This window comes from Mongoliitalea lutea, assembly GCF_014652135.1.
Lineage (GTDB): Bacteria > Bacteroidota > Bacteroidia > Cytophagales > Cyclobacteriaceae > Mongoliitalea > Mongoliitalea lutea.
Window position 1 is genome coordinate 192,330 of record NZ_BMYF01000002.1, and the last position, 24,610, is coordinate 216,939.

Below are 24,610 nucleotides of genomic sequence, written 5' to 3' on the forward strand. Positions count from 1 at the left end.
AAAAGGCAGCCGATTTCGGCTGCCTTTTTTGATTTAGGTTGGGGTTTTAATTGAAAATATATCTCACGCCCAATTGCATCTGCCAGACGTCTCCAATATTGGCTGTTCTGACAAATGAATTGGTAGGTACTTCACCTCCCGCCGGATTTAGACGATAGGTGGGCACATTGGTAATTGGATCGATGTTGACAATGCCAATAGGACTTTCGTTGGCAATTATTTGACCTGTTCCCCATTTGTTATTTAGCATATTGGTAAAGTTAAATACATCTGCACGCAATTGAAGGGTATTTCTCTTGCCTCCTACATTGATGAAAAACTCCTGCATAAATGATAAATCCAGTCTACCTACTAAAGGGAATTGAACAGCATTTCTTACGGCATACATACCTCTTCTTGAATTAAGATGAGAGTCTTGTTGAATAAACTGATTAAAAATATTCCTTTGATCTTGAGCTGTATAGGTAATTCCATTTAAAGTAAATGGCTCAAATTGCATCTCCTGTAATTGAGATTCCGTTGGCACAAAAATCAAATCATTTCCGGCAATCAAATCTCCATTGATATCTGTATTATATACGTAAGAATCTACTCCTTGATTCCTGAGTTCATAGAATAAGGAAATTGTTGAAGCGTAATTTTTTCCGTATTCTTTTCTATATCCAACAGAGCTGATCAATCGGTGTCTTTGATCATCCAAAGAGAAACCTAGTTCTGGAAAATTTCCCCCTCGGACAGAATGAATGTTTTCATAGGACAAAAAGTGTTGCGTATTTCCATCTACCATATTTTTTGCTTTGGCATAGGTGTAGGCTGCCATGGCGTGTAGACCGTTGTCAAAGTATTTTTTCAATTGAAAAGTCAAACTGTAGGAGTATCCTTCCGACGTATTGTCCATGACGACTGCATTGGTGATGTTAGGATTTCTTCTATTGGCTTCATCGGAGAAGCCGTAAAGAGGACGATTATCAGGACCTGCTAAATTTCTTGTAGGTGGTAAAAGATTGGCATCATAGAAAATTAGGTCATGCACCTGTGCAGTATAGATACCTTCGACTGTTGCAACGATGCCTCCCCAGATTTCTTTGTCGATTCCAATATTGGTCCTCCAAACTTGCGGATTTCTGAATCGGGGATCAATGTATGCTATATCGTATGTCTCAGGTGTTCCGCCATTCTCTGGGATATAGGCATTGGGGTCGGGGCTGAATGGGAAATTCGTGGTATTGTCTTCTCGGATCTGACCTTGCAACATTCCATTGGTATTGACCATGTTGGAAATGTTGACATAAATCGGTCTACCGGAAAATAATCCTGTTCCCCCTCTGATCTGGAAGGTTCGATCTCCTGCAACATCCCAATTGAAGCCAAGGCGAGGACTCCACATAAATTGTGGTTCGGGTAGCCTATCTGTTCTGATTTCAATAGGTTCTCCATTGGGTCGTCTAAAATCAAGTGTTGCTGCTTCTGGGTTCAAAAGAGCCGTTTGATCGTAGAATGGTACATCTAATCTAACGCCGAGAGTCAATTTGAAATTATTTGTAACGTTGATTTCATCTTGTAAATAGGCACTTGCTATATATGCTCTGGTGACAGCAGTGGGTACAGACCCATCAGGAAGCGCTGAAAACTGTCTTTGAAATCTCCTTAATTCTACTTCTTCGCCAGCTACATCTCTATAAAAATCGTCTAAGGAATTGTAAACATAATGTCCAAAGAAAGTCGGGGTAAAGGTGTATTCGAAATTGAAGAGTTCAAAATTTACTCCAGCTGTGAGGGTATGATTATTCAAGTAGGCCGAAAAATTATTCTGAAACTGCCAAACATCTGAATTTAATGCTCTGTTTGGAGAAAGTAAATCGGTTCCAAACGTGATATAATTCCTTCCATCTTGTAAAATATCTACCATAGGGAAATCTCCACCTTCCCAACTTCTAAAATTCCTGTTGGAAGTTAAACCAAACCTCAACTCGTTCGAAAAACGATTACCAAATGAGGAGTTAAGTTCAATGATTCCTGAGTAAACGTTGTCATTCAATAAGTAATTAGAGTTTTGAAAATTGAGAGAGAATAAGTTTTGATTTCTTCCACCAAATCCCAAAGATGTCCGCGCTACAGGTCTATCTCTTGAAGAAATCAAGGTATTGAACCGGGCGCTTAAATGATGGTTTTCATTGATATTGTAGTCAAACTTGATCAAAAATTTGTCTGAAACGGTAGGTAAATTATAATCCTCGTATAATCCTGGATCGTAGTCAAAATTAGAAACCAAGAAATTCCTTAGTTCATCCATGTCTGATTGAAGTACACGGGTTACGTTGGCGCCAGTTCGTCCGGGGGCATCAGCAATAAATGGAGAATTGGGATCTGAGCGTCGTTCAGATTCAGCCGAAACGAAAAAGAATAACTTATTTTTGATGATAGGTCCGCCGAGTCTAAAGCCATATTGTTGCACGTTAAAATCTGAGGTTACTACATCTGTTCCTCTTGCATTAGTACCTACCATACGTTCATTTCTGTTATTCAAAAAAGCAGAACCTCTAAACTCATTATCCCCAGATCGAGTAATGGCATTGATGGAGGCTCCAGTAAATCCTCCTTGAGTTACATCATAGGGTGCAATATTGACTTGTATTTCCTCAATTGCATCCAATGAGATAGGAGTGGAGTTAGTTGGGGCACCAGGTATAGAACCTGTCAAACCAAATGCATTATTGAAAATACTTCCGTCCAAAGAAAAATTAATAGCCTTTGGATCCTGCCCGGCAAAAGACTCTCCGTTAGACTGAGGGGTTAATCTTGTAAAATCTTGTACACTTCTGCTCAGCGTAGGCATGGTTGTAAGTGCTTCTCTATTGATAGTGGTAGCGGCACCTGTTCGTTCATCATTTAGTAAATTATCTCTAAAGCCCGCAACCACAACCGCATCTAGTTCAAAGTCCTCATCACTCATCTTGGTATTTAGAACATAGCGCTGTCCCAGAGCCAAATTTATATTTTCATAGACTTTGGTTTCGAATCCGATAAACGAGACCTCAACTCTATAAGGTCCTCCTGTTCGCATATTAGGAATCGTAAATCTGCCATTCGTTTGTGTGACCATGGTGTAAGATGTTCCTGATTGCGTATGAACTGCTTGGATGGTTGCACCTGGTAAGGGTTCGTCCATATCGTCTGTTATTAGTCCAGTCATCCCTGCACTCGTCACACCCTGAGCATTGGTATGGTTGTAACTTACAAATAGCACAAGCAATAATCCGAAAGAAAATAATGCAGTAATTTTTCTCATTGGTGGGTTATATTGGTTTTTAGAAAAAAAAGAATTCATTTATTGTGCCGAAGCGATTTTCGACAGATTTTGGTGGTTTTTATAGAAATAATGGGGTTTTGCTGTTGCGATGATTCCCCAAAATGAGTTGAATGGGAACAAAAAATTTAAAACCTATAAAAGAGATAGGAAAAGAATAGTATTGATAAAAATTTCATCTACATTTGCTGATAAATCATATAAATATTATAGGATATGTATATTTATAAAAAAATGCTCTTGCTTGTTCCTTTGGCTATGGCACTTTCAGCATCTTATAGCCAACAATTTATTCAAGGGAAAATAGTGGATGAAAAGGGTGAATCTGTTATAGGTGCTTCAATAGTTATCCCCCCTGGCAATGTGTTTGGAGTTTCGGATTTGGAGGGTCAATTTACGTTGTCTGGAGAAATTAGCTTTCCTACAACTATTCAAGTTTCTTTAGTTGGGTACAAGGCAAAAAAGATTACTGTCAATAGAGAAAATGCAGCTTCAAGATTAGAGATAATTCTGGAGGACGATTTCGAATTGGCAGAGGTACTCATTACTTCCCGACGAAGACAAGAAGAAATTCAGGCAGTTCCGATTCCCGTGTCTGTCATAGGTGGGGCTTTGGTGGAAGATGCTCAAGCCTTCAATGTCAATCGCTTAAAAGAATTGGTACCTTCGGTACAGTTGTATTCTTCCAATCCGCGCAATACTACCTTAAATATCAGAGGTTTGGGGTCGACCTTTGGATTGACAAATGATGGAATTGATCCGGGGGTTGGGTTTTATGTGGATGGAGTATTTTTTGCACGTCCTGCGGTTACGGCCTTGGATTTTATAGATGTGGACCAAATCGAAGTGTTAAGAGGGCCTCAGGGAACACTATTTGGAAAGAATACGACTGCAGGGGCATTTAACATTACCACCCGTAGACCAAGATTTCAACCGGGTGCGACCATTGAATCTAGTTTTGGGAACTATGGTTTTGTCCAAACTAGAGGGTCTGTCACAGGTCCTTTGTCTCAAAAATTGGCAGGAAGACTTTCTTTTTCGGGTACAAGAAGAGATGGCTTGATTTACAATGTAGCCACTCAAAAATTCACCAATGATTTGAATAATCTAGGGGTACGGGGACAATTGTTATACGTACCATCTGAAAAAGTAGAGGTGTTGGTAGCGGGAGATGTCACCCGACAGCGACCGGATGGTTTTGCTCAGGTAGTGGCAGGAGTAGTCGAAACCCAACGTGCCCCATTTAGACAATTCAATGCAATTATTCAGGACTTAAATTATTCCTTGCCAAGTAATAACCCATTTGATCGGCTTATTGATCATGATACTCCTTGGAGATCTGGAAATGATGTTGGTGGGGTTTCGGTCAATGTAGATGCTAACCTTTGGGGAGGAACGTTAACTTCCACAAGTGCTTGGAGGTATTGGAATTGGGACCCTTCCAATGATCGGGATTTTACAGGTTTACAAGCGCTAAGTCTTTCTCAGGCACCCTCTCGACATGATCAATGGTCTCAGGAAATTCGCTTTGCTGGTGATTTCAATTCCAGACTCAGCGGAGTAATAGGTGTATTTGCTTTATGGCAAGATTTAAAGTCAGATCCTTTCCATACCGAAGAGTCAGGAATTCATCAATGGAGATTTGTTCAAAACAACCAAAACCCATTATGGCAGACACCGGGCTTGCTGGATGGTTTTGGTATCCGTACCACCAATCGATTAGAATCATTTAGCGGCGCTGTCTTTGGGCAGTTGGATTGGAAAATCAGTGAAAAAATAAGTCTCCTTCCTGGAATCAGATGGAATTATGATGAAAAGCAGGTGTATTTTAATCGGGAAACGTATGGGGGGCTTCAAACGGATGATCCTGTGTTGATTGCTTTGCAACAATCAGTGTATAATGATCAGGAATTTGAGGCAATGGTGGACGAATCGAATTTCTCAGGTCAGGTTACTTTGGCTTACAGGCCAACGTCCAAGATCAATACCTTTGGTACATTTTCAACCAATTTTAAGCCAGTCGGGATTAATTTGGGTGGTCTTCCTAGGGAAAATGGGCGAACAATGATTGAATTGGCAAGAATTGAACCGGAGTTTGTTACGCATATCGAGGGAGGAATCAAAACTTCCCCAACTTCTAAAAGTTCAGCTAACCTAACTTTGTTTAATACATCAATTCAAAATTTTCAGACCTTGGTTCAGACTCCGGACCTATCTGTAAACAGGGGGTACCTTGCCAATGCCGAGGAAGTAAACGTTGCTGGTGCAGAGTTGGATGTGTCACTAAAAATACGTTCAAATATCCAGCTATTTGGAGCATTAACCTATACGGATGCCAGATATGTAAAGTTTACCAATGCCCCTGTGCCATTGGAGGAAGTGGGAGGGGAGAGTTTCAAGGATATTTCAGGAGGTAGGTTGCCAGGCATATCCAGATGGGCAGGTTCAGCTGGAGGAGAGTGGAGCCACCAATCAAGATTTCTAGGACTTAAAGGAGAGGTCTTTATTGCTTCTGAATTATTTTTCCGCTCTGAGTTTTCCAGCAGTCCCTCACCATCCCGTTATTTGAATATTGATGGCTATGGAGTTATGAATGCAAGAGCAGGATTTAGAGGCGCTAATGGATTTACCTTATTTGTGTGGTCAAGGAATTTGACGGACACACAGAATTTTGAACAATTGCTTCCCGGAGCAGGGAATGTGGGCCATTTTGCAGCAGTTCTTGGAGACCCGCGGACAGTTGGGTTTACCGTGAGGTTTAATTTTAAGGAAAACTAAATGAAACAAAACCTGCTTTGGAAGTACTCAGCAGGTTTTGTAATATAATCGAATAATGATTATCCGTACCGGAGAAAATTAACGAAGACTGTATTCAAAGTCCAATATTACTAACCGAAAATCAGGCATCAAAATGGGATGGAGATTGATTGAGCTTAAGTTTTTTGTTTAACTGTTTTGAAAGTGAAATAGATGCATCTTCCCATATATTCAAAAATAAAAACATAGCCTATCCAATTTACTTTTTCATAATCGATTTGGGTGATCAATAGTATAGCTATTAACAATAGATAAATATTCCTTAACCAATAAATCAATATTTTATTATAGATTTTCATTTTTCTTTTAAGATTAAGGTAGATGGAATTTCAGCTAGCCAAACACTTTTTGTATCGATAAGTTCTTTCCAGCTTTGATGGCTTATAATCATGAGCTCTTGGCTTTGAAGAAAATCCCGATCGATGATTTTTTCTTTAATCAACTGAATATGGTTAGGCGCAACCTGTTCTATAAGACGTATAGATTCTTTGAATTCTAAATTGTTGTAAAGTTTTCCAGATGCATCCAAAAATGTGATTTGAGATTCAGAGTTTTTGATGAGTTTTTGAGCATAGCTTAGTATAAATCGGTCATCTTCATTAAATACAGGAATAAAGACTGAGGAAGCACTTTCAAATCCCTTGTCTATTAAAATTCCGACAGATGCATTACTTTTTTTAACAATGTTTTTTGTTCTTTCATCGAATGGAGAATTTTCGAAGAACCCTTCCTTGCCAGTTACCTGATTATAAAATTTTTCAGGGCTTATGATTTTAGTAGTGAAACCTAATACTTTACCCAACATGCTACCTTCAAAAATAGATTGTCCTTCTCCTATTAACAATAAGTCGAAATTACCTCTGTTTGTAACATCAATGATATCAGAATCAATGTCATGGGTTGCTTTAAATAAAGTGAGTATTTTTTGGTCTAACCTTTCTGATTCGGTCTTGATAGGAAAAAAACTATCATGTTCATATTGTTTGCTGTTATGCTGATTAATTTCATCAATTGGAGTGAGGTGCATTGCTGAGATACTTGCATTACCATTTGCTTTTTTTACAAAGGCATGAGCTAATCGCAAAAGTGAGCGGCCTCTTTCGGGATGTCCAAAAGATATCAGGATCTTGTATTTTCCTTGTTGTATGATTTTATTAGTAGCAGATTTTTTGTTTTTCTTAAAAGTCCAATTAATTAAATTCAAAGCTGGGCCAGTCATAAAAGTGGTAACCAAAGCCATGATTACCATCATAGCAAAGATTTCGGGAGTTAAAACCCCAAGGTCATATCCAATATTCAAAACCACCAGTTCCATCAAGCCTCTGGTATTCATCAAAGCGCCAATTGTAAGGCTATCTTTCCAGTTTTGACCAACATATTTTGCAGCAATTGCACTTCCAATAAATTTTCCAACAATGGCTACCAAAATAATCATCCCTGTGACCTTCCATAGGTATGGGTCATTGAGTAACCCTATTTCTGTTCGAAGCCCTGTATACACAAAGAATAATGGAAGTAATAATACCAGTGCAACATCTTCTACTTTTTCGATAAAAATATTTCTGAAGTTAGCATTGATAGGCATAATGGCTCCAGCCATAAATGCTCCAAAAAGTGCATGAATACCAATGACTTCTGTAGCATATGCAGAAAGGATTAGCGTAAGGAAAAAAATTGCGACAATTGGTTTGCCTAAATTCTCTTTGGTGTTATGGAGGTCACCAACCCTTTTCAGAAAGGGTCTTACGACTTTGATCATAATTAGCACATATAATACAGCCAGACCAATTGTATAAAGCGCGCTAACAAATGAACCAGCTTTTACAATTGCAATAACGGCCGCAAGGAGACACCATGCTGTAATATCATCAGCAGCAGCACAGGTTATGACCACAGTACCCAATCTTGACTTATGCATTCCTCGTTCTTGTACTATTCTAGCCAATACAGGAAATGCCGTAATGCTCATAGCAATGCCAAGAAATAAGCCGAATGAAAGGAATTGAACTCCATCGGGAGAAAATGAGGTGTATATGTAGTACGCCAATCCCATTCCAAGTGCAAATGGAATGATGATGCTTGCATGACTAATGACTACAGCATCATGTGCTTTATTTTTCAACACACTAATATCCAGCTCCATTCCAATGACAAACATGAATAAAATCAATCCTATCTGGCTCAGAAACTGAAGATTCCCAAGTGATTCTACAGGAAAAAGACTATCAAAAAATTCTGGAAAATAGTAACCTATCAGAGAAGGGCCTAAAACTATCCCTGCAATAATTTCTCCTATTACTGTAGGTTGACCAATCTTACTGCAAATCCATCCAAAGAATCTGGCAGCTAAAATGATGGTCACGATTTGGGCAAGTAATATAGCTAGAGGGTGCTCAAAATTGTAAATCAAAGAATTTAAAAACTCTTTCCATTGTGAATTTCCCGAATTAGGAACGATAATATTTCTATCTTCTTCGAGCTTGGATCCAACTTGAACAACCCAATACATAAGAAGTGTAAATCCCCCTATGACGCCTATATAGAAAAAACTGTTTTTGAATTTTCGTATCATAAAGTTTAATTTTAAATGTAATTCAATCTCAATCCAAACCCAATCCCCACATGCCATTCACCATTTTCTGTGGCTGTTTTTGGGTTATAGTATAAAGGGATTTGTATGGCAAATAGCTTGTAACTATAGGTGAATCCAATTCCTAGATTTGGAGTTACAAATGCATTTCTTGGTTCTGATCGGTCTCTTTTGTATCGAAGAGAGGGTAGGGCACTCAAAATATATTTGTGGTGGCCATAAGTCATATTTATGTTTGGACCAGTAAAATTGGTGAAGCCACCTCCATCTACAAAACCAGCTGCTAAAACTCCATCGAAAGCTGATACCCTTACTTTCGACATGGATTCAAAACCCTCTGAATCTTGAGAAAAAGCAACATGGACGATCAAAAACATAAATACCAACGAGCAAACTATCCGTAATATCATAAGTATATTATTAATAAGTTAATGCCGGGAGATGGTCAACTTTTATTCAAAAAACTGACTACCTGAGTGTAGGTGTTCGCATCCCCGGACTTAATATCTTTAGAGTTAGAATTTCATTATTTTTTGCCAAAATTTTATTCCTTTCCTGTATTCCTCCATAATTGGAAAAAACAGTTCCCCTGTACTTGGAGGGGTTAGGACTATTCCATGAGCACCTGAGGCTATGACAGTTTGTAAATTTTGGATTGTTTTACCTCCTGTGGCCAATAGGGGGATTCCTGGGATAATACTTTGTGCTTTTTCTAAATGAAGACCTGTATTTTTGCCTCCGGTTATATGAATAATGTCTGCGCCTGCATTAATTCTTTCGGCCAAACCTATGGTGGGATCAGAGATGCTTGAAATCAATGGAATTGAAATATTCTTTTTCACAAGCTCTATATCCCTGTTTTTGAAAGGTTGATTGACAATGACAGCTGAAGCCCCTAGCTGTTCTGCTTGTAAAGCCATATCGATTGCAATTTTTCCTTTTGTCAAACCGCCTCCGATTCCACAGATTACTGGTTTGGAGGAAAACTCGATCAGTCCTTTCATAATTTTCAAAGAAGGCGGGAAAGGATAAACTGCCAAAATTGCATCTGTGTCAGAGTGTTCAATTAACGCTATATCTGTCGAAAAAATCAGTGACCTAACCTGATGGATCCCTAATTTTATACCTTGGCATTTTTCTTGGATAATCTTGGGCGTAGACAATACCGTTCGGTTCGATTTTAAAAATGGAAATGTATTTCCAAACCAATTGGTGTTTGATTTTGGTGCACCCCAAATAGCATCTGTTTTTAGCGTGATTTCCATAATTTCGAGAAGTTGATTTCTATGCAAAAATGCAAAGACACTTTTCAATTAATTCACGGATGCAATTTCTATGGGCTATTATGTAATGAAACAGAAAAAAAGTGTAAAATGAATTACCTGATTTTTTCTAAAAATTGATTCCTATAGTTTTCACTTAGGGTAAAGCTTAAAAATTTTCCTGCCCCATTTGGTAGATTTGAACTTATTTCATCAAAGGAAAAGACTTGTACGGTTTTAAGCGAAATTATTTCCTTTTTATTTATTCTACAAAATTCAGCCGAAGGCAGCAATTCCAGTAACTTCTCGAAAGTTATATTTTTTAAGACGAATTCATCACCATCAAACAAGTGTGCAATTTTGTCTCTGCTATCAACACTTGATGTTTGAATGAAGGCAATCTTTTCAAAAAACAAAATGGCTTTTCCTTTGTCTGTATTTAACTGAACAAAATTCTTTTGTGGGGTGTATAGTTGAGTTTTGATATTTTTTTGTGCTTTCTCGATGGCTTGCTTCAATCTTTCGAGCTTTACAGGTTTTCTAATATAGTCAATAGCGTTTAAATCGTAAGCCTCAGCAGCATACTCTTTATATGCTGTAGCAAATATCACAGGCTTTCCATTCAACAAATTAGCAATCTGAAGTCCATCCATTCCGGGCATCTCAATATCCAAAATGCAGAAATCATATGTTAGACTCATGCTTTCTCTAATGAAGTTATCGGTATTATTGAAAGCTTTGACCACTTCAATCGAGTCTATTTGCTCGCAAAGCATTTTAAGATATGTGAGCCCTGGAAGCTCATCGTCTAGCAGCAAGCATTTCAGCTTTGTATCCAATTAGATTTATTTTTAATTGTGCAAAATATACATCTCCCTCAATAAATCTATCAAGTTTGAAATATTGACCATAAATTATACTCAATCGCTGTTCTAAAGTTTCAATTCCTATTCCAGCTTTTTCTTTTTTTAAAGGGGTTGTTCCAGAGATTTTATTTGTGACCGATAATGTGAATTCACTTTCTTTAAACTCAAAAATTACCGAAATAAATGAATCTGAGCTCTGCAAGTCGGCATGTTTAAATGCATTTTCTAGCAAATCGATTGAAATCAACGGTGCCATAAATTTTTGTTCAAACAATGGCTCATTCGGATTGATTTTGGTTTTCACCTTTAAATCAAATAAGGGACTTACTTTGATTTTATTGATTTCAATTAAATTTTGAGCAAATTTTATTTCTTCTTTTGGCGTGACAAACTTCTTCCTACTTTCATACAAAATGTAATCTAACACATTAGCTAGTTTGTCTAAGGCAAAATAGGTTTGATAGGCATGGGATTGAATTGAGTTAAGGATGTTTTTGAAAAGATGTGGATTTAGTTTGGCCTCCAAGGATTGCAGCTCCAATTTGTTTATTTTACCTTCTAAGCGTAAGAACTTATCCTCAGATTCAATCCTCTTCTTTTCTGATTTTTGAAATTTGATGTAGAAATAGATCACTATTCCTATTAAAAACAGGAATAGCACCAGTGCTAAATAAAGGTGAATTTCTTCGATTTTTTCAATAATCTCCATTTTCAAAACAAGTCATATTATTATTTAAATAAAACTAAAGTCTCTTATAATTCAAGATTATTACAAATAAAAAAACCTTCTGAGGAAGTACTCAGCAGGCTTTCCTTATCCTATCATCATTATTTTTTGTGAAATTATTAACCCATTCCAACAGACCAGATCCATTCACCAGTTGTATCTCTATGATAAAATGGGGCTATCAATGCAATATTTTTAAAATCGATTCTCGGAGAAACCCCCAATCTAGCACCTAACTTTCCATTCAGTAGATAAATTGATGGCAATGCACCAACTCCAAATTTAACATTTTCATTGACTACCAAGAAAAGTAATGGACCTCCTACATTTACAGCGTAAAAATCGTTTCCTACAGAAATGCCAAGCATACCCTCCAAACTTACTTGTGAAGTTTTTTTTATTTGTTTTTCATCGCTTTGAGCGGAAACTTGGGAAGCTATTAATAAGAAGATATAAGGAATGAGTATTCGCATATGATTATAGGTTTATTTAGATGAACTTAGCAAATATTTCCCAAATATGGTTAGCTTTTTATATCCTACAAAAATTATAGGAAAACTTTTAAAATCTAAATTTTTGAATTAGTTTTGAATCCTATAAAAAAGATAGGGAATATGGAAAGATTGGTGCTTACAGTAAAAAGTCAGCCATTGTGGTTTTTATTTTTTTTGGTTAGCTTTATTATTTTTGCGAGCCTTTCATTCTATACATTTTCAGATCTTTTGACAATTCAGTCCCTTGACCGTGAAATGTTTTTCTGGTTTTTACTAGTTGGCTTTATAGCGCAGACCATAGATGGCGCTTTGGGAATGGCCTATGGAGTAAGTTCCAATTCCATCTTATTGGGCATTGGGATTCCACCAGCTATTGCAAGTGCTTGGGTACATTTTGCGCAAGTATTTACTAGTCTTGCTTCAGGTATTTCCCACCTGAAATTAGGGAATGTGGATTGGTCACTTGCTAAGCGCTTATTGATTCCAGGCGTGTTAGGTGCTGTGATTGGTGCATTTTTACTTTCTTCCATTGATGGTAATCAGGTAAAGCCTTATATTGCTGTTTACTTGATGATTATGGGAGGAATTATCATTAGAAAAGTGTTTAGGAAACCAAAACGTGCCTTTGATAAGCAAGCCAAATCTTTACCTTACCTAGCTACTGTAGGTGGATTTGTTGACTCCATTGGAGGTGGGGGATGGGGGCCTGTCGTAAATTCTACGTTGATGGGTAAAGGTCAGGTTCCTCGAAAGGCTATCGGAACCGGTAATTTTGTAGAGATATTTGTCTCCCTAGCAAGTACCAGTACCTTTTTCTTTTTTGTCCATGAATTAAGTTTGGCGCCAATTTTAGGTTTGATTATTGGTGGTGTAATCGCCTCACCCTTTGCCGCTTTGATCTGTAAGAAATTGAATCCCAAAGTCCTGATGTTGATGGTTGGTTTGTTGGTCATTGGTCTAAGTATTCGAACCTTTTATCTTTCTGTTCAGTAATTTCAATTGAAATATGTATTTTGGGGGCATAATTCTTCCATTATGCTCTCGAAAAAAGCTAAGTACGCGCTTAAAACCATTCTTTACCTTCAAGACAAACAACTGGAAGGTCCTATTGCTGCAAGGACGATTTCTGAAGCAGAAAAAATACCCTATAAGTTTTTAGAAAATATCTTAAGAGAGTTAAAAAGCCATCAAATTGTCAAAAGCCTTAGAGGAGCAGAGGGAGGGTATTTGTTAGCCAAAGATCCAGCTCAAATTACCGTTGCTCAACTGATGCGCATCATCGATGGGCCTATTGCATTGATACCTTGTGTTTCCGAAAAATTTTATGAGTCTTGTGGTGAATGTTCAGACGAAGAAACCTGTTCCATCCGGAAACTTTTTGCTCAATTAAGAAGTCAAATGCTCCCAATTCTGGATTGTTCCATTGTAGATTTAAGTAAGTTGTAAAAAAACTTTCAATAAAACCTATAAAAATTATAGGGTAATTAGGTTTTTAAAATTTTCTTCCATAATTTTGAATCATTCATTTATTCGTATAAGTATGGCACGGGCAACAGCAATCCGGTATGATGACAGAGAATTACTTCAGGTAAGTACTCATTCCAATCCTACAATAGACAAAATTCAATCAATTACCGATTGGTTGGAAGCTTGTACATGGATTCGTTTAGAAGATACAGGGACTTACACATTTCCAAATTTTCCTGAAAAAAAGGAAGTATTCCATGCATTTTATTGTACGGTTGAAAATGTACAGGTAAAAAATCTGTTGAAAACCTTATTAGCCTTGGGAGGTGTGCCAGGAAAGCTGATAGAATTTCAAAAAGAACAAAATCAGCTGGTTTTCCGTCTATATAAAAGTCAAGAAGCAACATTACTGGTTAAACTCCAATGGATGGAGCGCTATATTGCCAAGGAGCTTCGGTTTAAGCAGATATTATCCAAACTGATAGCCAACGAGAAAAGATATCAATCAGAGGAGCGATTGCTACGTAAAGAATTATTTTGATTAATTGGTGTTTAAGTTTTTAAGGAAGGGGAATAATCTGCGGATTTTCCCCTTTTTTCATTTGAATTACCGAATTATTAAACAAATTTTGTAGCTGATTTTAATCATTCTATCCCATTTCACAATGAATCAATACATCGATCTGATCCAACAGACATTTGATTTCCCTACAAAGGAGTTTCATGTTGAAAATAATGAATTACATTTCAACGGAGTGAATTTGATGGAGATCATCAACACTTACGGAACCCCTTTGAAACTAACCTATCTTCCAAAGATTTCTGAAAACATTCAAAATGCGAAGACCTATTTTGGAAATGCGATAGAGAAACACGACTACAAAGGCAAGTACACCTACTGCTACTGTACCAAGTCTTCCCATTTTAGTTTTGTCTTGGATGAAGCTTTGAAAAATGACATCCATATCGAAACTTCAAGTACATTTGACATTCACCTGGTTCGCTCTTTGTACGCACAAGGAAAAATCAATAAGCAGACTTACATTGTATGCAATGGTTTCAAGCGGGAACTATACCGTCAATACATTACAGAATTGTTGAACGATGGATTTGTGAATTGCATCCCGGTATTGGACAACCTGACTGAGATTGATTATTATTTGGAGCATGTGAAAGTGCCTTTTCAAGTGGGTATCCGAATTGCCTCGGATGAAGAACCAAAATTTGGTTTTTACACTTCGCGATTAGGCGTGCGGTATAATGACATCTTAAGCTTGTACGAGGAAAAAATCAAAAACAATCCTCAGGTCAGTTTAAAGATGTTGCACTTTTTTATCAATTCAGGTATAAAAGACACGGCTTATTATTGGTCTGAATTGACCCGTTTTATTCAGAAATACGTGGATTTGAAAAAAATAGCTCCTTCCTTAGATACCATGGATATTGGTGGAGGTTGGCCGATCAAGTACAATGTGTTCTTCGATTATGATTATCAGTACATGGCAGAGCAGATTGTCAAAAATATCAAGTGGATGTGTGCCAAAAACCATACGGATGAGCCACATATTTTCACGGAGTTTGGTTCCTACACCGTCGGTGAAAGCGGTGCGGTATTGTATTCTGTGTTGGATGAAAAACTGCAAAATGATAAAGAACTATGGTACATGATTGACGGTTCCTTTATTACCCAATTGCCGGATAGCTGGGGCTTAAACCAAAAGTACATCATGTTGGCCGTGAACAATTGGGATGGAGAGTATCACAATATCAGTTTGGGTGGGCTAACCTGTGATAGCATGGATTATTACAACTCTGAGGCTCACCAGTTCAATATTTATCTGCCAAAAATTCAGGAAGGACAGAAGCAGTATATAGGGTTTTTCCACACAGGAGCCTATCAAGAATCTTTGGGAGGTTATGGAGGGATTCAACATTGCCTGATTCCTGCGCCTAAACATGTGATTATTGATAGAAACCCTGATGGTAGTATTAAGCATTGGTTATTTGCTCCGGAGCAGGATCCAGAAACCATGATGAAAGTCTTGGGTTATAAGTAAATTATAAGAAAGCGGAATTTTATTCCGCTTTTTTTAAACTTTTTTTACTTTTTTAAGGTATAGATAGCATACCCAAAACAAATCCGTATGCTACAAGTGCTCACGTTTATCTTCCTTCTTACATCCTTAACTTACGTTGGAGACGTCAAATTATTCTACCTTGATGAGAAGCCAGAGGATGTTTCCCACATGACTTATGTGGAAATGAGAGGTTTAGATCAATTAGAAGCTTGTGAGTCCATTATACTTCGCTTGGAAAAAGCAGTAAAAAAATATGCCAAAGAGCACTCTAAAAGTGTGGTAAAAATCTACATCGTTGAGCAAATAAGACCCCAAATTCAAACCGAGAGTCAGTATGGGAGGATTGGGAAGGTATCCATACTTTTTGAGTTAGAATAAATATTTTTTGTATTGTTTTATGTTAAAATAATTATATCGGTCTTTCTTAAGAACTGTTAAAAAATGAATGAAAGACAGGGAAATGAATTTTTTTATGATTAAAATTGTATTCTTATCAAAATCTTAATTGCCTTTTTCGAATAATCTTTATGAAGTTTAATTCTGCCACAATAATTATTCCTTTGCTAATGTTGGGTATTTTTGCCCCAAAGTTACACGCTCAACAAGAGTATAAGGGAGAATACAGATTTAATGGACTCAATGGGGAAGCTACCTTTAGGTTTATAGAAGGATCAGAGGGTAAGATTATTAAACAAGGGGATTTTTCATTTACTAGAAAAGAAAGGGATGGAGATGATAAGACCCGCTATTATATAACCCAGATAGCAGGTATTTATGATCGGGATGTAAAAAGTGGTCTTTGGGATTACTTGGAAGAGGATCATCAAATTGAGCCGGAAGATATTGTTGATTTTAAATTGATCTATGATCTACAAAGTAGCCAGATTAAGCTAAAAGCAAATTACAAGCAAGGCGTACCCGATGGAAGATGGGTATTTGAAGAAAATGAATTTACTGGAGGTGAATTGCGGAAAAAGGCTCAAGCTGATGAGTTTTTGTTTAGTGATGGGGATATTAAGGGTAAATTCCAATTCAAATCATTTGTGGGTAGAAACACACATTTTATACGAGGAGAGCTCAAAGACGGGGGTATCATGCATGGAGAATGGACCTTTGTTTATGAAAAAGAGGGAATTTTAATCAGTGAAGTAAGAAATTACGAAAATGGTTTTTTGCTTGGAATCGTTCAAAGAGATTTGCGAACTAATGAAGTCTTGGAAGAGATAGTGTTTTTTGAAACCATTCGAAGATTAAATCAGATAAATGCAGGCCAAAATAAAGGTTACAGAATAGCGGATCAAAGCTTTGATATCTATTTTAATGATGGCTTTTTATCTAGCGATATTGCTTATCAATCCCAAAGTAATGGCAATCAATTTATGTCAGATTTTTTAGTTAAGATTTTAAGATATGACGACTCTTATGTAAATGCAGATAGAGAATTAATAGAATACCCGATTCATACCAAGAAGTTTGTTTTTGAATTAAGTAGATCGCAGCAAAGGCTGATTGAAGAAATTCCAGAAGAATTTGAGCGTCAACGAAGGGTAGTTCGAGATTATTCCAATAGAAATTCCTTAAGGATAAATCGACAGCGTTCAGACAGTTTGGCTTTTGCCAATGCATATTTTGACCATAAATTAAATAAGCTAAATGAGTTTACTGAATTAGTTGACTTGTTAAAAAGTAAACGGATCCAGTATTATGATGTGCAGGAGATGTATAATCGTGGGATTCCTTTTATCAAAGAGAAGGAAGTAATTGAATATAGGTTTAATGAGGAGGTTCGCTATCAAGAGGTTACTTATGATTTAAGTAAGTTTGAGACAGATTTTTATGGAGGTATCTCGGATTATTTCAATCAAATGGCAGTCACTATCAGATCTGTTAAAGGATATGTGGATGAATCTTTATCAAAGATTGAGAGAGATGATGATTTGAGAGCTATAGAAAACAGAATCCAAGTGCAAAAATTAGTTGCTGAGGAATTGTATCAAAATCTGGAAGGCCTCTCAACAGTTCAAAAAGAGTTAGTAACGGCTGTATATGAAAATATTTTGGTCAATGCTTTTGAAGAAAAACTCAAAGAATATTCACAATTGGATTTATTTACAGACAAAAAGCAGCAGGCTAGGGTTGTTGAAGATATGCTGGAGCAAATGATAGATAAGCATGAGGAAATTGTGGACATCCCTAATCAATTAAAGTCCTTGGATAAGCTTTATGAGGAAGAGGTTTTCAACCCATTCACATTCTCAAGATATGATCAGCGTGCAAAACCAAGGTTATTTGAAGCTGGGGAGAAATTATTTGAGCATTACATTGTTTCTCTCAAAGCTGAAAAAGATTATGCAGAAGTTAGAGTGTGGTTAAATAAAATACAAGATTTATCATCTAAAATGAAGGAATTAAGGGAAGCAGATACCAGAAGATTGGAGAATAGAATCAACAGAAGGTTGGATGTGAAAAAAATAGAATCCTTGTTAGATCTTTAAAAGTACTGAAATGAAATTATCAAGGATAGCATTGTTGATAGCTTGTATCTGTTTGGCTATAATATCCTTTCCTAAGGAAGGTTTTTCTCAAGAAACCACTATTCCCTCGGGGATGACAACATTGCCAGCAACAACTGAAAATTGGAACGGTCTGTATTTAAAACTTCGATTAACCGATAAATGGTTTTGGTATCAGGAAAATCACTACAGAAGGAGGAATAGTGTAGATAATCGTTGGGATTTCGTTGGCCGGATGAGCCAGTTATATAATCGATTTGGGTTTACCTATTTATTTAGCGATAACTTTGAAGTGACATTTGGCCCCACTTTGGTGTGGCAATTTTCCCCAGATAGGGGCAATCCTGAATATGTTGATTCTGTCTTTGATACTCGTTTTTGGCATCAATGGTTATTGACGCAAAGTGTTGGCTCTGTGAAAGTGTTGCATCAGTTTCGATTTGAGCATCGGTATCAACGGGATAACCTTGTAGGTTCTGAGTATAAGTATACCGATAGGTGGCGTTACAAGATTACGGCCTATGTGCCCTTGAACAAACCAAAGATGGAAAACAAGACATTTTTCGTTGCACCTTCCAACGAGTTTTTCTTCCAATCGGGTAGACACCTGTGGAATTTCTTTGAGGAAAATAGGGTGTATACGGCTATTGGCTACACTTATAACAATTACATGTTCTTCGGGGGGCATATGTGGACCTATGGTCCAACACCTGTTCCTGGTACATACAGAAGTAGACATATCATCCGATTAAATGTGATGTACACTATTGATTTCAGAGAAAATAGAAGGCCATTAACCAGAGACTTTGCATTTTAAAAAAGTGTATTTATGAAAAAAATTACTATCGCTTTGCTACTGATAATGGTTGCTTTTTCAGCAAATGCGCAATACAAAGGACAATTTAGGTTTATCCATTCTTATGAAATGACCTCTGATAAAGGCTTCTTTGGTATGAGTTTTGGTGGTGAATACCTGTTCCAAAATTACTTGTCCATTCATCCTTCGATGACGTTTTATACACCAGCTACGGGGAATGCCAGAGGTTTTGATGTGAATATGCGTTACTACTTGACTGAAAAAGAAAAGCAGTGGTACACATTGATTGGTTACGGTCATTATACTCGTGTATTTGAATTCAATCCAGAGCGGATAAGACGACATAATTCAGTAAATTTGGGTGCGGGTGGTATGTTGAAATTCAGAGATGAGCTTGGAATAAATCCTGAAATCAGGTATCAGCCTATGGGAAGAAATGAAGTTATCTTCAAACTTGCCATCGTCTATTTTATTAACTAGAACTCCCTAATCAGACCTATGTTAGTTTGAATAGAGTGGGTTTTCAAACTTAACATCGTGAGCTATAGTCTATTTACAACTCAGCTTTGTAGGCGCTGTCCAATTGCCTCATTTTTATTTTTTGCAGTGATTTTAATCCTGCTTTCTTCTCAATCCGGCTTTAGCCAAAGTGAAACTGAGGATGAAAAAGATTCAGAAAAGGAAAAAAAAGAGTCCACAAAGTGGGGAAATCTCCCATATTTTATGGATGATATAAAGCTTGTTGCAGGACTCAATCGTGGAGGCGTCTTTTGGAGCGACGAGTTTAGAAATCTCAGTTATGGAAGTGGTTATCAATTAGGTTTGGAAGGCTTTCTTCCTATGGGAAAAATTTCATTTTTTCACTATGGTATGCATTACTCTGCTAGAACCTTTAATCATTTAAATCAGGTTGATTTTCGAACCAATCATTTGGACTTTCCCATTTTTGCATCTTTTGGTTTGCCGGAGTTTACAAGTATTGATTTTAGGTTTTTATTGGGGACTCAATTGAGTGCGAGGATTGGAGGTAGACAGATTGGAACCTATTCTTCATTGGGAAATGATCAGTTTTTATTTGATGTCAATGAATTTAAATCACTTGATGGAGGAATGTTTTTTGGTCTGAGTGGTGAACAAAAAGACTTTTACTTTAGAGTGAGATCATATATTGGTGTCAATAATCTTGATCGAAGAGATTTAGGTAGTTTAAATGCATTTTATATTGATTTTGGGTATTTTTTATTTAGACGTTACAGGCAATGATGATGAAAGCAAAAATTTATATCCTAGCCTTACTGACCTTGTTTCAGGTTGAATTAATTGCTCAAAACATCCGTACAGTTTCAAGAGACACGGTGTATTTTGAGGAGTTTGTAGGTACAGAAGAAATTCGGTTACTAAAGAATGACAGTATTGAGGTGAAGCAGGGTAGGTATAATTTCATTTCGGAGTTATATGATTTACCGGCCTCTAAACAATTAAATCGCTTGCGGATTTCAGGCAATTTTAAAGAAGATAAGTTTGATGGTTTGTGGACTTATAAACTAGATGAATACAAACTTCAAGTAAATGATGTGATTGAGGGCAGAATCCTTCGATTGGATTATGAATTGGATGGGATAGAGCGTAGTGCAAAGTTTTCATACAAAGAAGGTGTACCCCATGGGAAATGGGAGATAGAAAACGTGGTAGTAAAAAATAATAGAAGGCAAGCAGCGAGTAGTGGTGCATCCTTTAATTTTTCAAACGGAACAGCTATTGGAGATTTTTCTTCTAAAGGGGGTATTTCCAATACCTCTACCTTGGGAAAGTTGACCAATGAGGGGTTTTTTGATGGACTTGTCACATTGGAATATGAAGAAGAAGGAAAGAGAATAGTTGAAAGACGGATTTATGAAAACGGATTTTTGATTAATCTGATCAAACAGCAAGGGGGAGAGGTGATTTTAGATCTTGAATATGAAGATGTGATCCGTAATTTAAAGTCACTGGAAGGTACTATTGAAAACATTGATTTTACAATCAGTGAAGAAGGATTTGGATTACTTTTTCAAAACGGATACAATGAATCCGATTTGAAATTGACTGCACAAGAGGTTGGAAATGCGGTATTTAAGGTGTTTTTAGACCGTATAGGTCGATTTGCAAATCAAGCTGATGAAAATAGACAGCAGCCAGAATTTAAGTTTACCAGACGATTTAAGTTTGTGTATCCGGCTGAAGAGCAATCCATCATCACGGATTTGGAGCCCCGCCTGAAAATCATGGTGGATGAATACAACGATTTTTTATCAAATCCTAATTTTATACTCAATAAATTTAGAATCGATAGCCTTCCATATATTTTTGGGTACGTAGATCATGCAAGAAAAAGAAGTCAAGACATGCTGGATGTGATTAACTTGATGAATGAAGGGTTCTTTGACTTTCTTTATAGGCCTAACTATTATCCTGATGGTTTGCCAGGATTAAACAAGCCTTCCAGTTTTTCATATGAAACAGAAAAGGATGAATTGACAGCACCTTTTGAATTAGATATATATGTAGATGATCCCATGCAAATGATCAGCCAAATGGATGCAGCATCTGAAATCATTCAGAAAAGGGCAGATAGATTCTTAGAATATGCATTTATGGAAATCAGAATTTTTGATCAGCAGGCGACCATTGATAGTCTGGACAATCAGATCGTGCAGCTTAAAACCAAGAATGATGCGCTCTACTCTTACTTCCAAAATATACCTTCCGACCGTACCTTTGATCAGATGCCTATAGATTACCGACTGTATCGAGTGTTGAGCAATAATCTTTTATTGGATATTCAGGAGAAGTATTTAGATGCAGATGATTTTGATGAAAAAGTTAAATTAGGTGAGGAGTTAACTTGCTTGCATGCACTTTTAGAAGAAGAGCATGATGATATTTTAGAGTTTGAAAATCTACCGGCAAGACTTGATAAAGATTTCACTCGATTCAGTCCTAATCCGTTTTTTGAACGAGATATCGAAACGAAAATTTTACCAAGTATTTACGGTAAATCTACCGGCATATTGTTACAGTATTACATTGAAAACTTATTTCAATCAAAAACATGTGAGCACTTGACTAATAGGATTCGAAGAATTGAAAAGTTAGAGGATAGATTGAAAGAATTGGCTTCGGATAGTGATAACCCTGAGGTGGTGAGATTAGACAGAGCGCTAAGAAGGGAAAATATTCCATCAAGAATTGAGCGACTGTTAAATCTCTAACCTTAAAGAATACTCAAATGAAAAAAATAATTTTAGTAAGCATAGGATTGATTCTTTTAAACTTTCCCTCTTTCTCCCAAGGAGAACGTGAGTTTTTGGACAATCGAATCTTGTATACAAAATACTATATCGCTGACTTTTTCAACGATACTACCAAGTGGGCATGGGAGGCGGATGTTGTTTACAGACGTCAAAGTGAATTAGGGCAGTCTGACTTTTGGGGAGAACCCCTTCGGATTAGTATTCGTCCTTGGATTGCCTATCAATTTACCAAACTTACACGGGTGAGTTTAAACCCGATAGGTGTATTTTATTCTGCTCCTAGATTTCCGTTAGAAACTGACCTAGATAGACCATTTGAGCGGGAGTTGAGGACAACCTTGCAAATCAATAACTATGCGTATTATGGGAGATTTAATTTTACCCATAGATTGCGATTTGAATCTCGATGGAGAGGAATAGATAATGAGGATGGCCCTGGGCACAATTGGCGTGTGCGTTATCGTATGCGAACCAGAATCCCATTAAATACCGATTATTTCTATACCAACAACACTTGGTACATCTCACAATATTCTGAAATGCACGTGGAGTTTGGTAGAGATTATGGTACCAATTACTTCTCCCAAAATAGAAATTATATAGGCATTGGTTATCGTTTTTGGGAATGGACGCGTTTAGAACTTGGTTATATCTATCAGTTAAATACCCGCGGCAATAATCGACAAATTGATGTTTCTCAGGGACCTATGTTCTATCTTTTCATGGATGTTTTGAGCAAAAACAAAAGAAGGTATAACTATAGCTTCTAAATTGCCATACCTTCAGCATGATCAAGTAACTGTCCATTAAGGGTGTAGTATGACTTCATACAATCTGCTGTCATACAGCTATGGATGGGAAGGATTCCTAATAAGTCTCCTATTTGTACTCCTTGGAGGAGCTCAGGGGATGCTTTGATAATCCCATGCTCCTGTGATACACTTTTGACATAAGAGCGCTGCTGTGGTACTTCCCATGCAACACCTTCTTGTAAGTAGACTACTTCCCCAAAGTTTTTGCTGCCATCCTGCTCAAATAAAACATCTTTGGATAAATGCACACCTCCTCCATGGACGAGGATTTCGCCTTTTTCTACTTGTATATCCACTACAGGAACAGCAAGAGCGACAGCGATATCGGCCAAGTTACAGCTGCCAATTCTTGCCTGTGTGACATCGTAAAACATAAAGTTACCTGGCCCCATCTGATCGATATCTCCAAAATCATCCATTAGAGAACAACCGGGAGTATCTCCAATTCTGGTTTTTAAGTTGGGATATTTACTGATGTATTGACTTTTTAATAGTGCTAATGCATGCCTGCTTTCCTTGTAAATACCAACGATGTCTTTGGTATAATAGCTATGTCCTGGGTGGATATAAAACCCCCTAAATGAAAGTAAAGGATTCTTCTTCGCTGCTGTAAGTATCTCATCAATTAGAGCTGTTTGCTCGTATGGAACTCCCGTCCTTCCATATCCAGCATCAATTTCAATAAAAAAACCAGCTGCCGTAGTCAAATTATCTGCAACTATTGTTGTGACTGTTGGATTTACCAATTGAATGGAAAGTTTTTGTTGAGAAGCTAACTCGTTAAACACGTGGATCTCCCGTGGATTAAATGGAAATGCGATATGAATAATATCCCAACTCTTTGTTGAAAAATAGGAAGCCATCTTGAGTGAAGAAACCGTTATTTCCCGAATACCGTATTTCCTGGCCCAATCACCTACGATATGAGATTGCGCAGTCTTCATGTGAGGGATTAATTCCATGCCATGTTTTTTGGCTTTTGCAGCCATTCGTGCAATGTTGTTGCGGCAGATTTGTTCGTCAATAAGTAGAGTGGGGGAAGTAATGGTATCTAGCATTTAATATAGTTGTTGTGATTCTGAGTCTCCTTTAAAGCAGATGCAAGGTATCAAAAAAAGAATAAACAAAATCACTGAAAAAGTCAAAGCATAGGTGCCTTTTTCCTTTTGAATTTTTCTTCGATACCAATTTTGGCATCCTCTTGGAACTTTATATCATGAAAAACAAAAAAAATGGATGCTATGAAAAAATGTATAATTCTGATTGTGCTTATGATAGGCTTTTCTCCAGTTGTTTTTGGTAATGATATCGAAGTGATTTATAAGGAAAATCCTACACAAGATGTAAAGGAATACACCCTTGTTGAATTGGTCGGTAATAATAATATAGACCGATATGAAACGCTGTTGGGTTCATTTGAGAAAAGAATAAAATCGTTCGCAAAAGAAAAAGGGGCAAAAAATGTAGAATTAATAATTCTTGAAAAAGTTCAATGTAAAATATCAAATGAGGCAACTATAGGTAATTCAGCTTCAATAAAATTAATGTATAGATTAGATTAATCATA

21 protein-coding genes are annotated in these 24,610 nt (G+C 37.0%); 13 read left to right on the forward strand and 8 right to left on the reverse strand.

The features are described from left to right. Positions 1 to 46: 46 nt before the first annotated feature. Positions 47 to 3,289, reverse strand: a complete 3,243-nt coding sequence (locus IE080_RS02470) for a TonB-dependent receptor (protein WP_189578857.1) — start codon at positions 3,287 to 3,289, stop codon at positions 47 to 49. 234 nt (positions 3,290 to 3,523) lie between these two features. On the opposite strand from IE080_RS02470, the gene IE080_RS02475 reads away from it, so the two are divergent. After that, entirely contained in the window at positions 3,524 to 6,085 is a 2,562-nt protein-coding gene (locus tag IE080_RS02475; protein WP_229800459.1) for a TonB-dependent receptor, read from the forward strand. A gap of 334 nt (positions 6,086 to 6,419) precedes the next feature. Here the strand turns inward: IE080_RS02475 and IE080_RS02480 are convergent, their stop codons facing one another. The 6 genes from IE080_RS02480 to IE080_RS02505 form a co-directional block, all read right to left on the reverse strand. After that, on the reverse strand, positions 6,420 to 8,696 hold the full coding sequence (locus IE080_RS02480) for a cation:proton antiporter (protein ID WP_229800460.1): 2,277 nt from the start codon (positions 8,694 to 8,696) through the stop codon (positions 6,420 to 6,422). Positions 8,697 to 8,707: 11 nt separating this feature from the next. Next, entirely contained in the window at positions 8,708 to 9,124 is a 417-nt protein-coding gene (locus IE080_RS02485) for a hypothetical protein (protein WP_229800461.1), read from the reverse strand. 105 nt (positions 9,125 to 9,229) lie between these two features. Beyond that, on the reverse strand, positions 9,230 to 9,979 hold the full coding sequence (locus IE080_RS02490; RefSeq protein ID WP_189578858.1) for a beta/alpha barrel domain-containing protein: 750 nt from the start codon (positions 9,977 to 9,979) through the stop codon (positions 9,230 to 9,232). 113 nt (positions 9,980 to 10,092) lie between these two features. Continuing rightward, positions 10,093 to 10,752: a LytR/AlgR family response regulator transcription factor gene (locus IE080_RS02495; protein ID WP_229800468.1), complete on the reverse strand. Its 660-nt coding sequence runs from the start codon at positions 10,750 to 10,752 to the stop codon at positions 10,093 to 10,095. Between the two features lie 25 nt (positions 10,753 to 10,777). After that, positions 10,778 to 11,551, reverse strand: coding sequence for a sensor histidine kinase (locus IE080_RS02500; RefSeq protein WP_189578860.1), 774 nt, complete (start codon positions 11,549 to 11,551; stop codon positions 10,778 to 10,780). Positions 11,552 to 11,688: 137 nt separating this feature from the next. Further along, positions 11,689 to 12,042 carry a hypothetical protein gene (locus IE080_RS02505; RefSeq protein ID WP_189578861.1) on the reverse strand — a complete coding sequence of 118 codons (354 nt, stop codon included), beginning with the start codon at positions 12,040 to 12,042 and terminating at the stop codon, positions 11,689 to 11,691. Positions 12,043 to 12,183: 141 nt separating this feature from the next. Between IE080_RS02505 and IE080_RS02510 the strand changes: the two genes are divergently transcribed. The 11 genes from IE080_RS02510 to IE080_RS02560 all read left to right on the forward strand — a co-directional run bounded on the left by IE080_RS02510 (position 12,184) and on the right by IE080_RS02560 (position 23,001). Next, the gene (locus IE080_RS02510; RefSeq protein WP_189578862.1) at positions 12,184 to 13,056 is read left to right on the forward strand and encodes a sulfite exporter TauE/SafE family protein; all 873 of its coding nucleotides are present in this window, start codon (positions 12,184 to 12,186) and stop codon (positions 13,054 to 13,056) included. A gap of 42 nt (positions 13,057 to 13,098) precedes the next feature. Beyond that, positions 13,099 to 13,509, forward strand: a complete 411-nt coding sequence (locus tag IE080_RS02515) for an RrF2 family transcriptional regulator (protein WP_189578863.1) — start codon at positions 13,099 to 13,101, stop codon at positions 13,507 to 13,509. 94 nt (positions 13,510 to 13,603) lie between these two features. Further along, complete coding sequence (locus IE080_RS02520; protein ID WP_189578864.1) at positions 13,604 to 14,071, forward strand: hypothetical protein; 468 nt, start codon at positions 13,604 to 13,606, stop codon at positions 14,069 to 14,071. A gap of 124 nt (positions 14,072 to 14,195) precedes the next feature. Then, entirely contained in the window at positions 14,196 to 15,587 is a 1,392-nt protein-coding gene (locus tag IE080_RS02525; RefSeq protein ID WP_189578865.1) for an arginine decarboxylase, read from the forward strand. Positions 15,588 to 15,674: 87 nt separating this feature from the next. Next, positions 15,675 to 15,986 (forward strand): hypothetical protein, encoded by a 312-nt coding sequence (locus tag IE080_RS02530; protein ID WP_189578866.1) that lies wholly within the window; start codon positions 15,675 to 15,677, stop codon positions 15,984 to 15,986. Between the two features lie 149 nt (positions 15,987 to 16,135). Further along, on the forward strand, positions 16,136 to 18,103 hold the full coding sequence (locus tag IE080_RS02535) for an exocyst complex component Sec10 (protein ID WP_229800462.1): 1,968 nt from the start codon (positions 16,136 to 16,138) through the stop codon (positions 18,101 to 18,103). A gap of 10 nt (positions 18,104 to 18,113) precedes the next feature. Further along, the gene (locus IE080_RS02540) at positions 18,114 to 18,938 is read left to right on the forward strand and encodes a DUF2490 domain-containing protein (protein ID WP_189578867.1); all 825 of its coding nucleotides are present in this window, start codon (positions 18,114 to 18,116) and stop codon (positions 18,936 to 18,938) included. 12 nt (positions 18,939 to 18,950) lie between these two features. Continuing rightward, the gene (locus IE080_RS02545; RefSeq protein ID WP_189578868.1) at positions 18,951 to 19,418 is read left to right on the forward strand and encodes an outer membrane beta-barrel protein; all 468 of its coding nucleotides are present in this window, start codon (positions 18,951 to 18,953) and stop codon (positions 19,416 to 19,418) included. Positions 19,419 to 19,661: 243 nt separating this feature from the next. Then, positions 19,662 to 20,201, forward strand: coding sequence for an outer membrane beta-barrel protein (locus tag IE080_RS02550; protein ID WP_189578869.1), 540 nt, complete (start codon positions 19,662 to 19,664; stop codon positions 20,199 to 20,201). A 2-nt stretch (positions 20,202 to 20,203) separates the two neighbouring features. Continuing rightward, positions 20,204 to 22,189: a hypothetical protein gene (locus tag IE080_RS02555; RefSeq protein WP_189578870.1), complete on the forward strand. Its 1,986-nt coding sequence runs from the start codon at positions 20,204 to 20,206 to the stop codon at positions 22,187 to 22,189. 17 nt (positions 22,190 to 22,206) lie between these two features. Continuing rightward, positions 22,207 to 23,001 (forward strand): DUF2490 domain-containing protein, encoded by a 795-nt coding sequence (locus IE080_RS02560; protein ID WP_189578871.1) that lies wholly within the window; start codon positions 22,207 to 22,209, stop codon positions 22,999 to 23,001. Here IE080_RS02560 and IE080_RS02565 read toward each other — a convergent pair. Further along, on the reverse strand, positions 22,998 to 24,101 hold the full coding sequence (locus tag IE080_RS02565; protein ID WP_189578872.1) for an alanine racemase: 1,104 nt from the start codon (positions 24,099 to 24,101) through the stop codon (positions 22,998 to 23,000). The two genes, IE080_RS02560 and IE080_RS02565, sit on opposite strands and share 4 nt — an antisense overlap. 174 nt (positions 24,102 to 24,275) lie before the next feature. Here IE080_RS02565 and IE080_RS02570 point away from each other — a divergent pair, with 174 nt between their 5' ends. Continuing rightward, positions 24,276 to 24,605 (forward strand): hypothetical protein, encoded by a 330-nt coding sequence (locus IE080_RS02570; protein WP_189578873.1) that lies wholly within the window; start codon positions 24,276 to 24,278, stop codon positions 24,603 to 24,605. Positions 24,606 to 24,610: the final 5 nt, after the last annotated feature.

What these genes read in the sequence shown, in the direction of transcription:
- IE080_RS02470 (WP_189578857.1), bottom strand. Translation starts at nt 3,289, where the DNA reads ATGAGAAAAATTACTGCATTATTTTCTTTCGGATTATTGCTTGTGCTA.
- IE080_RS02475 (WP_229800459.1), top strand. Translation starts at nt 3,524, where the DNA reads ATGTATATTTATAAAAAAATGCTCTTGCTTGTTCCTTTGGCTATGGCA.
- IE080_RS02480 (WP_229800460.1), bottom strand. Translation starts at nt 8,696, where the DNA reads ATGATACGAAAATTCAAAAACAGTTTTTTCTATATAGGCGTCATAGGG.
- IE080_RS02485 (WP_229800461.1), bottom strand. Translation starts at nt 9,124, where the DNA reads ATGATATTACGGATAGTTTGCTCGTTGGTATTTATGTTTTTGATCGTC.
- IE080_RS02490 (WP_189578858.1), bottom strand. Translation starts at nt 9,979, where the DNA reads ATGGAAATCACGCTAAAAACAGATGCTATTTGGGGTGCACCAAAATCA.
- IE080_RS02495 (WP_229800468.1), bottom strand. Translation starts at nt 10,752, where the DNA reads ATGCTTTGCGAGCAAATAGACTCGATTGAAGTGGTCAAAGCTTTCAAT.
- IE080_RS02500 (WP_189578860.1), bottom strand. Translation starts at nt 11,551, where the DNA reads ATGGAGATTATTGAAAAAATCGAAGAAATTCACCTTTATTTAGCACTG.
- IE080_RS02505 (WP_189578861.1), bottom strand. Translation starts at nt 12,042, where the DNA reads ATGCGAATACTCATTCCTTATATCTTCTTATTAATAGCTTCCCAAGTT.
- IE080_RS02510 (WP_189578862.1), top strand. Translation starts at nt 12,184, where the DNA reads ATGGAAAGATTGGTGCTTACAGTAAAAAGTCAGCCATTGTGGTTTTTA.
- IE080_RS02515 (WP_189578863.1), top strand. Translation starts at nt 13,099, where the DNA reads ATGCTCTCGAAAAAAGCTAAGTACGCGCTTAAAACCATTCTTTACCTT.
- IE080_RS02520 (WP_189578864.1), top strand. Translation starts at nt 13,604, where the DNA reads ATGGCACGGGCAACAGCAATCCGGTATGATGACAGAGAATTACTTCAG.
- IE080_RS02525 (WP_189578865.1), top strand. Translation starts at nt 14,196, where the DNA reads ATGAATCAATACATCGATCTGATCCAACAGACATTTGATTTCCCTACA.
- IE080_RS02530 (WP_189578866.1), top strand. Translation starts at nt 15,675, where the DNA reads ATGCTACAAGTGCTCACGTTTATCTTCCTTCTTACATCCTTAACTTAC.
- IE080_RS02535 (WP_229800462.1), top strand. Translation starts at nt 16,136, where the DNA reads ATGAAGTTTAATTCTGCCACAATAATTATTCCTTTGCTAATGTTGGGT.
- IE080_RS02540 (WP_189578867.1), top strand. Translation starts at nt 18,114, where the DNA reads ATGAAATTATCAAGGATAGCATTGTTGATAGCTTGTATCTGTTTGGCT.
- IE080_RS02545 (WP_189578868.1), top strand. Translation starts at nt 18,951, where the DNA reads ATGAAAAAAATTACTATCGCTTTGCTACTGATAATGGTTGCTTTTTCA.
- IE080_RS02550 (WP_189578869.1), top strand. Translation starts at nt 19,662, where the DNA reads ATGGATGATATAAAGCTTGTTGCAGGACTCAATCGTGGAGGCGTCTTT.
- IE080_RS02555 (WP_189578870.1), top strand. Translation starts at nt 20,204, where the DNA reads ATGAAAGCAAAAATTTATATCCTAGCCTTACTGACCTTGTTTCAGGTT.
- IE080_RS02560 (WP_189578871.1), top strand. Translation starts at nt 22,207, where the DNA reads ATGAAAAAAATAATTTTAGTAAGCATAGGATTGATTCTTTTAAACTTT.
- IE080_RS02565 (WP_189578872.1), bottom strand. Translation starts at nt 24,101, where the DNA reads ATGCTAGATACCATTACTTCCCCCACTCTACTTATTGACGAACAAATC.
- IE080_RS02570 (WP_189578873.1), top strand. Translation starts at nt 24,276, where the DNA reads ATGGATGCTATGAAAAAATGTATAATTCTGATTGTGCTTATGATAGGC.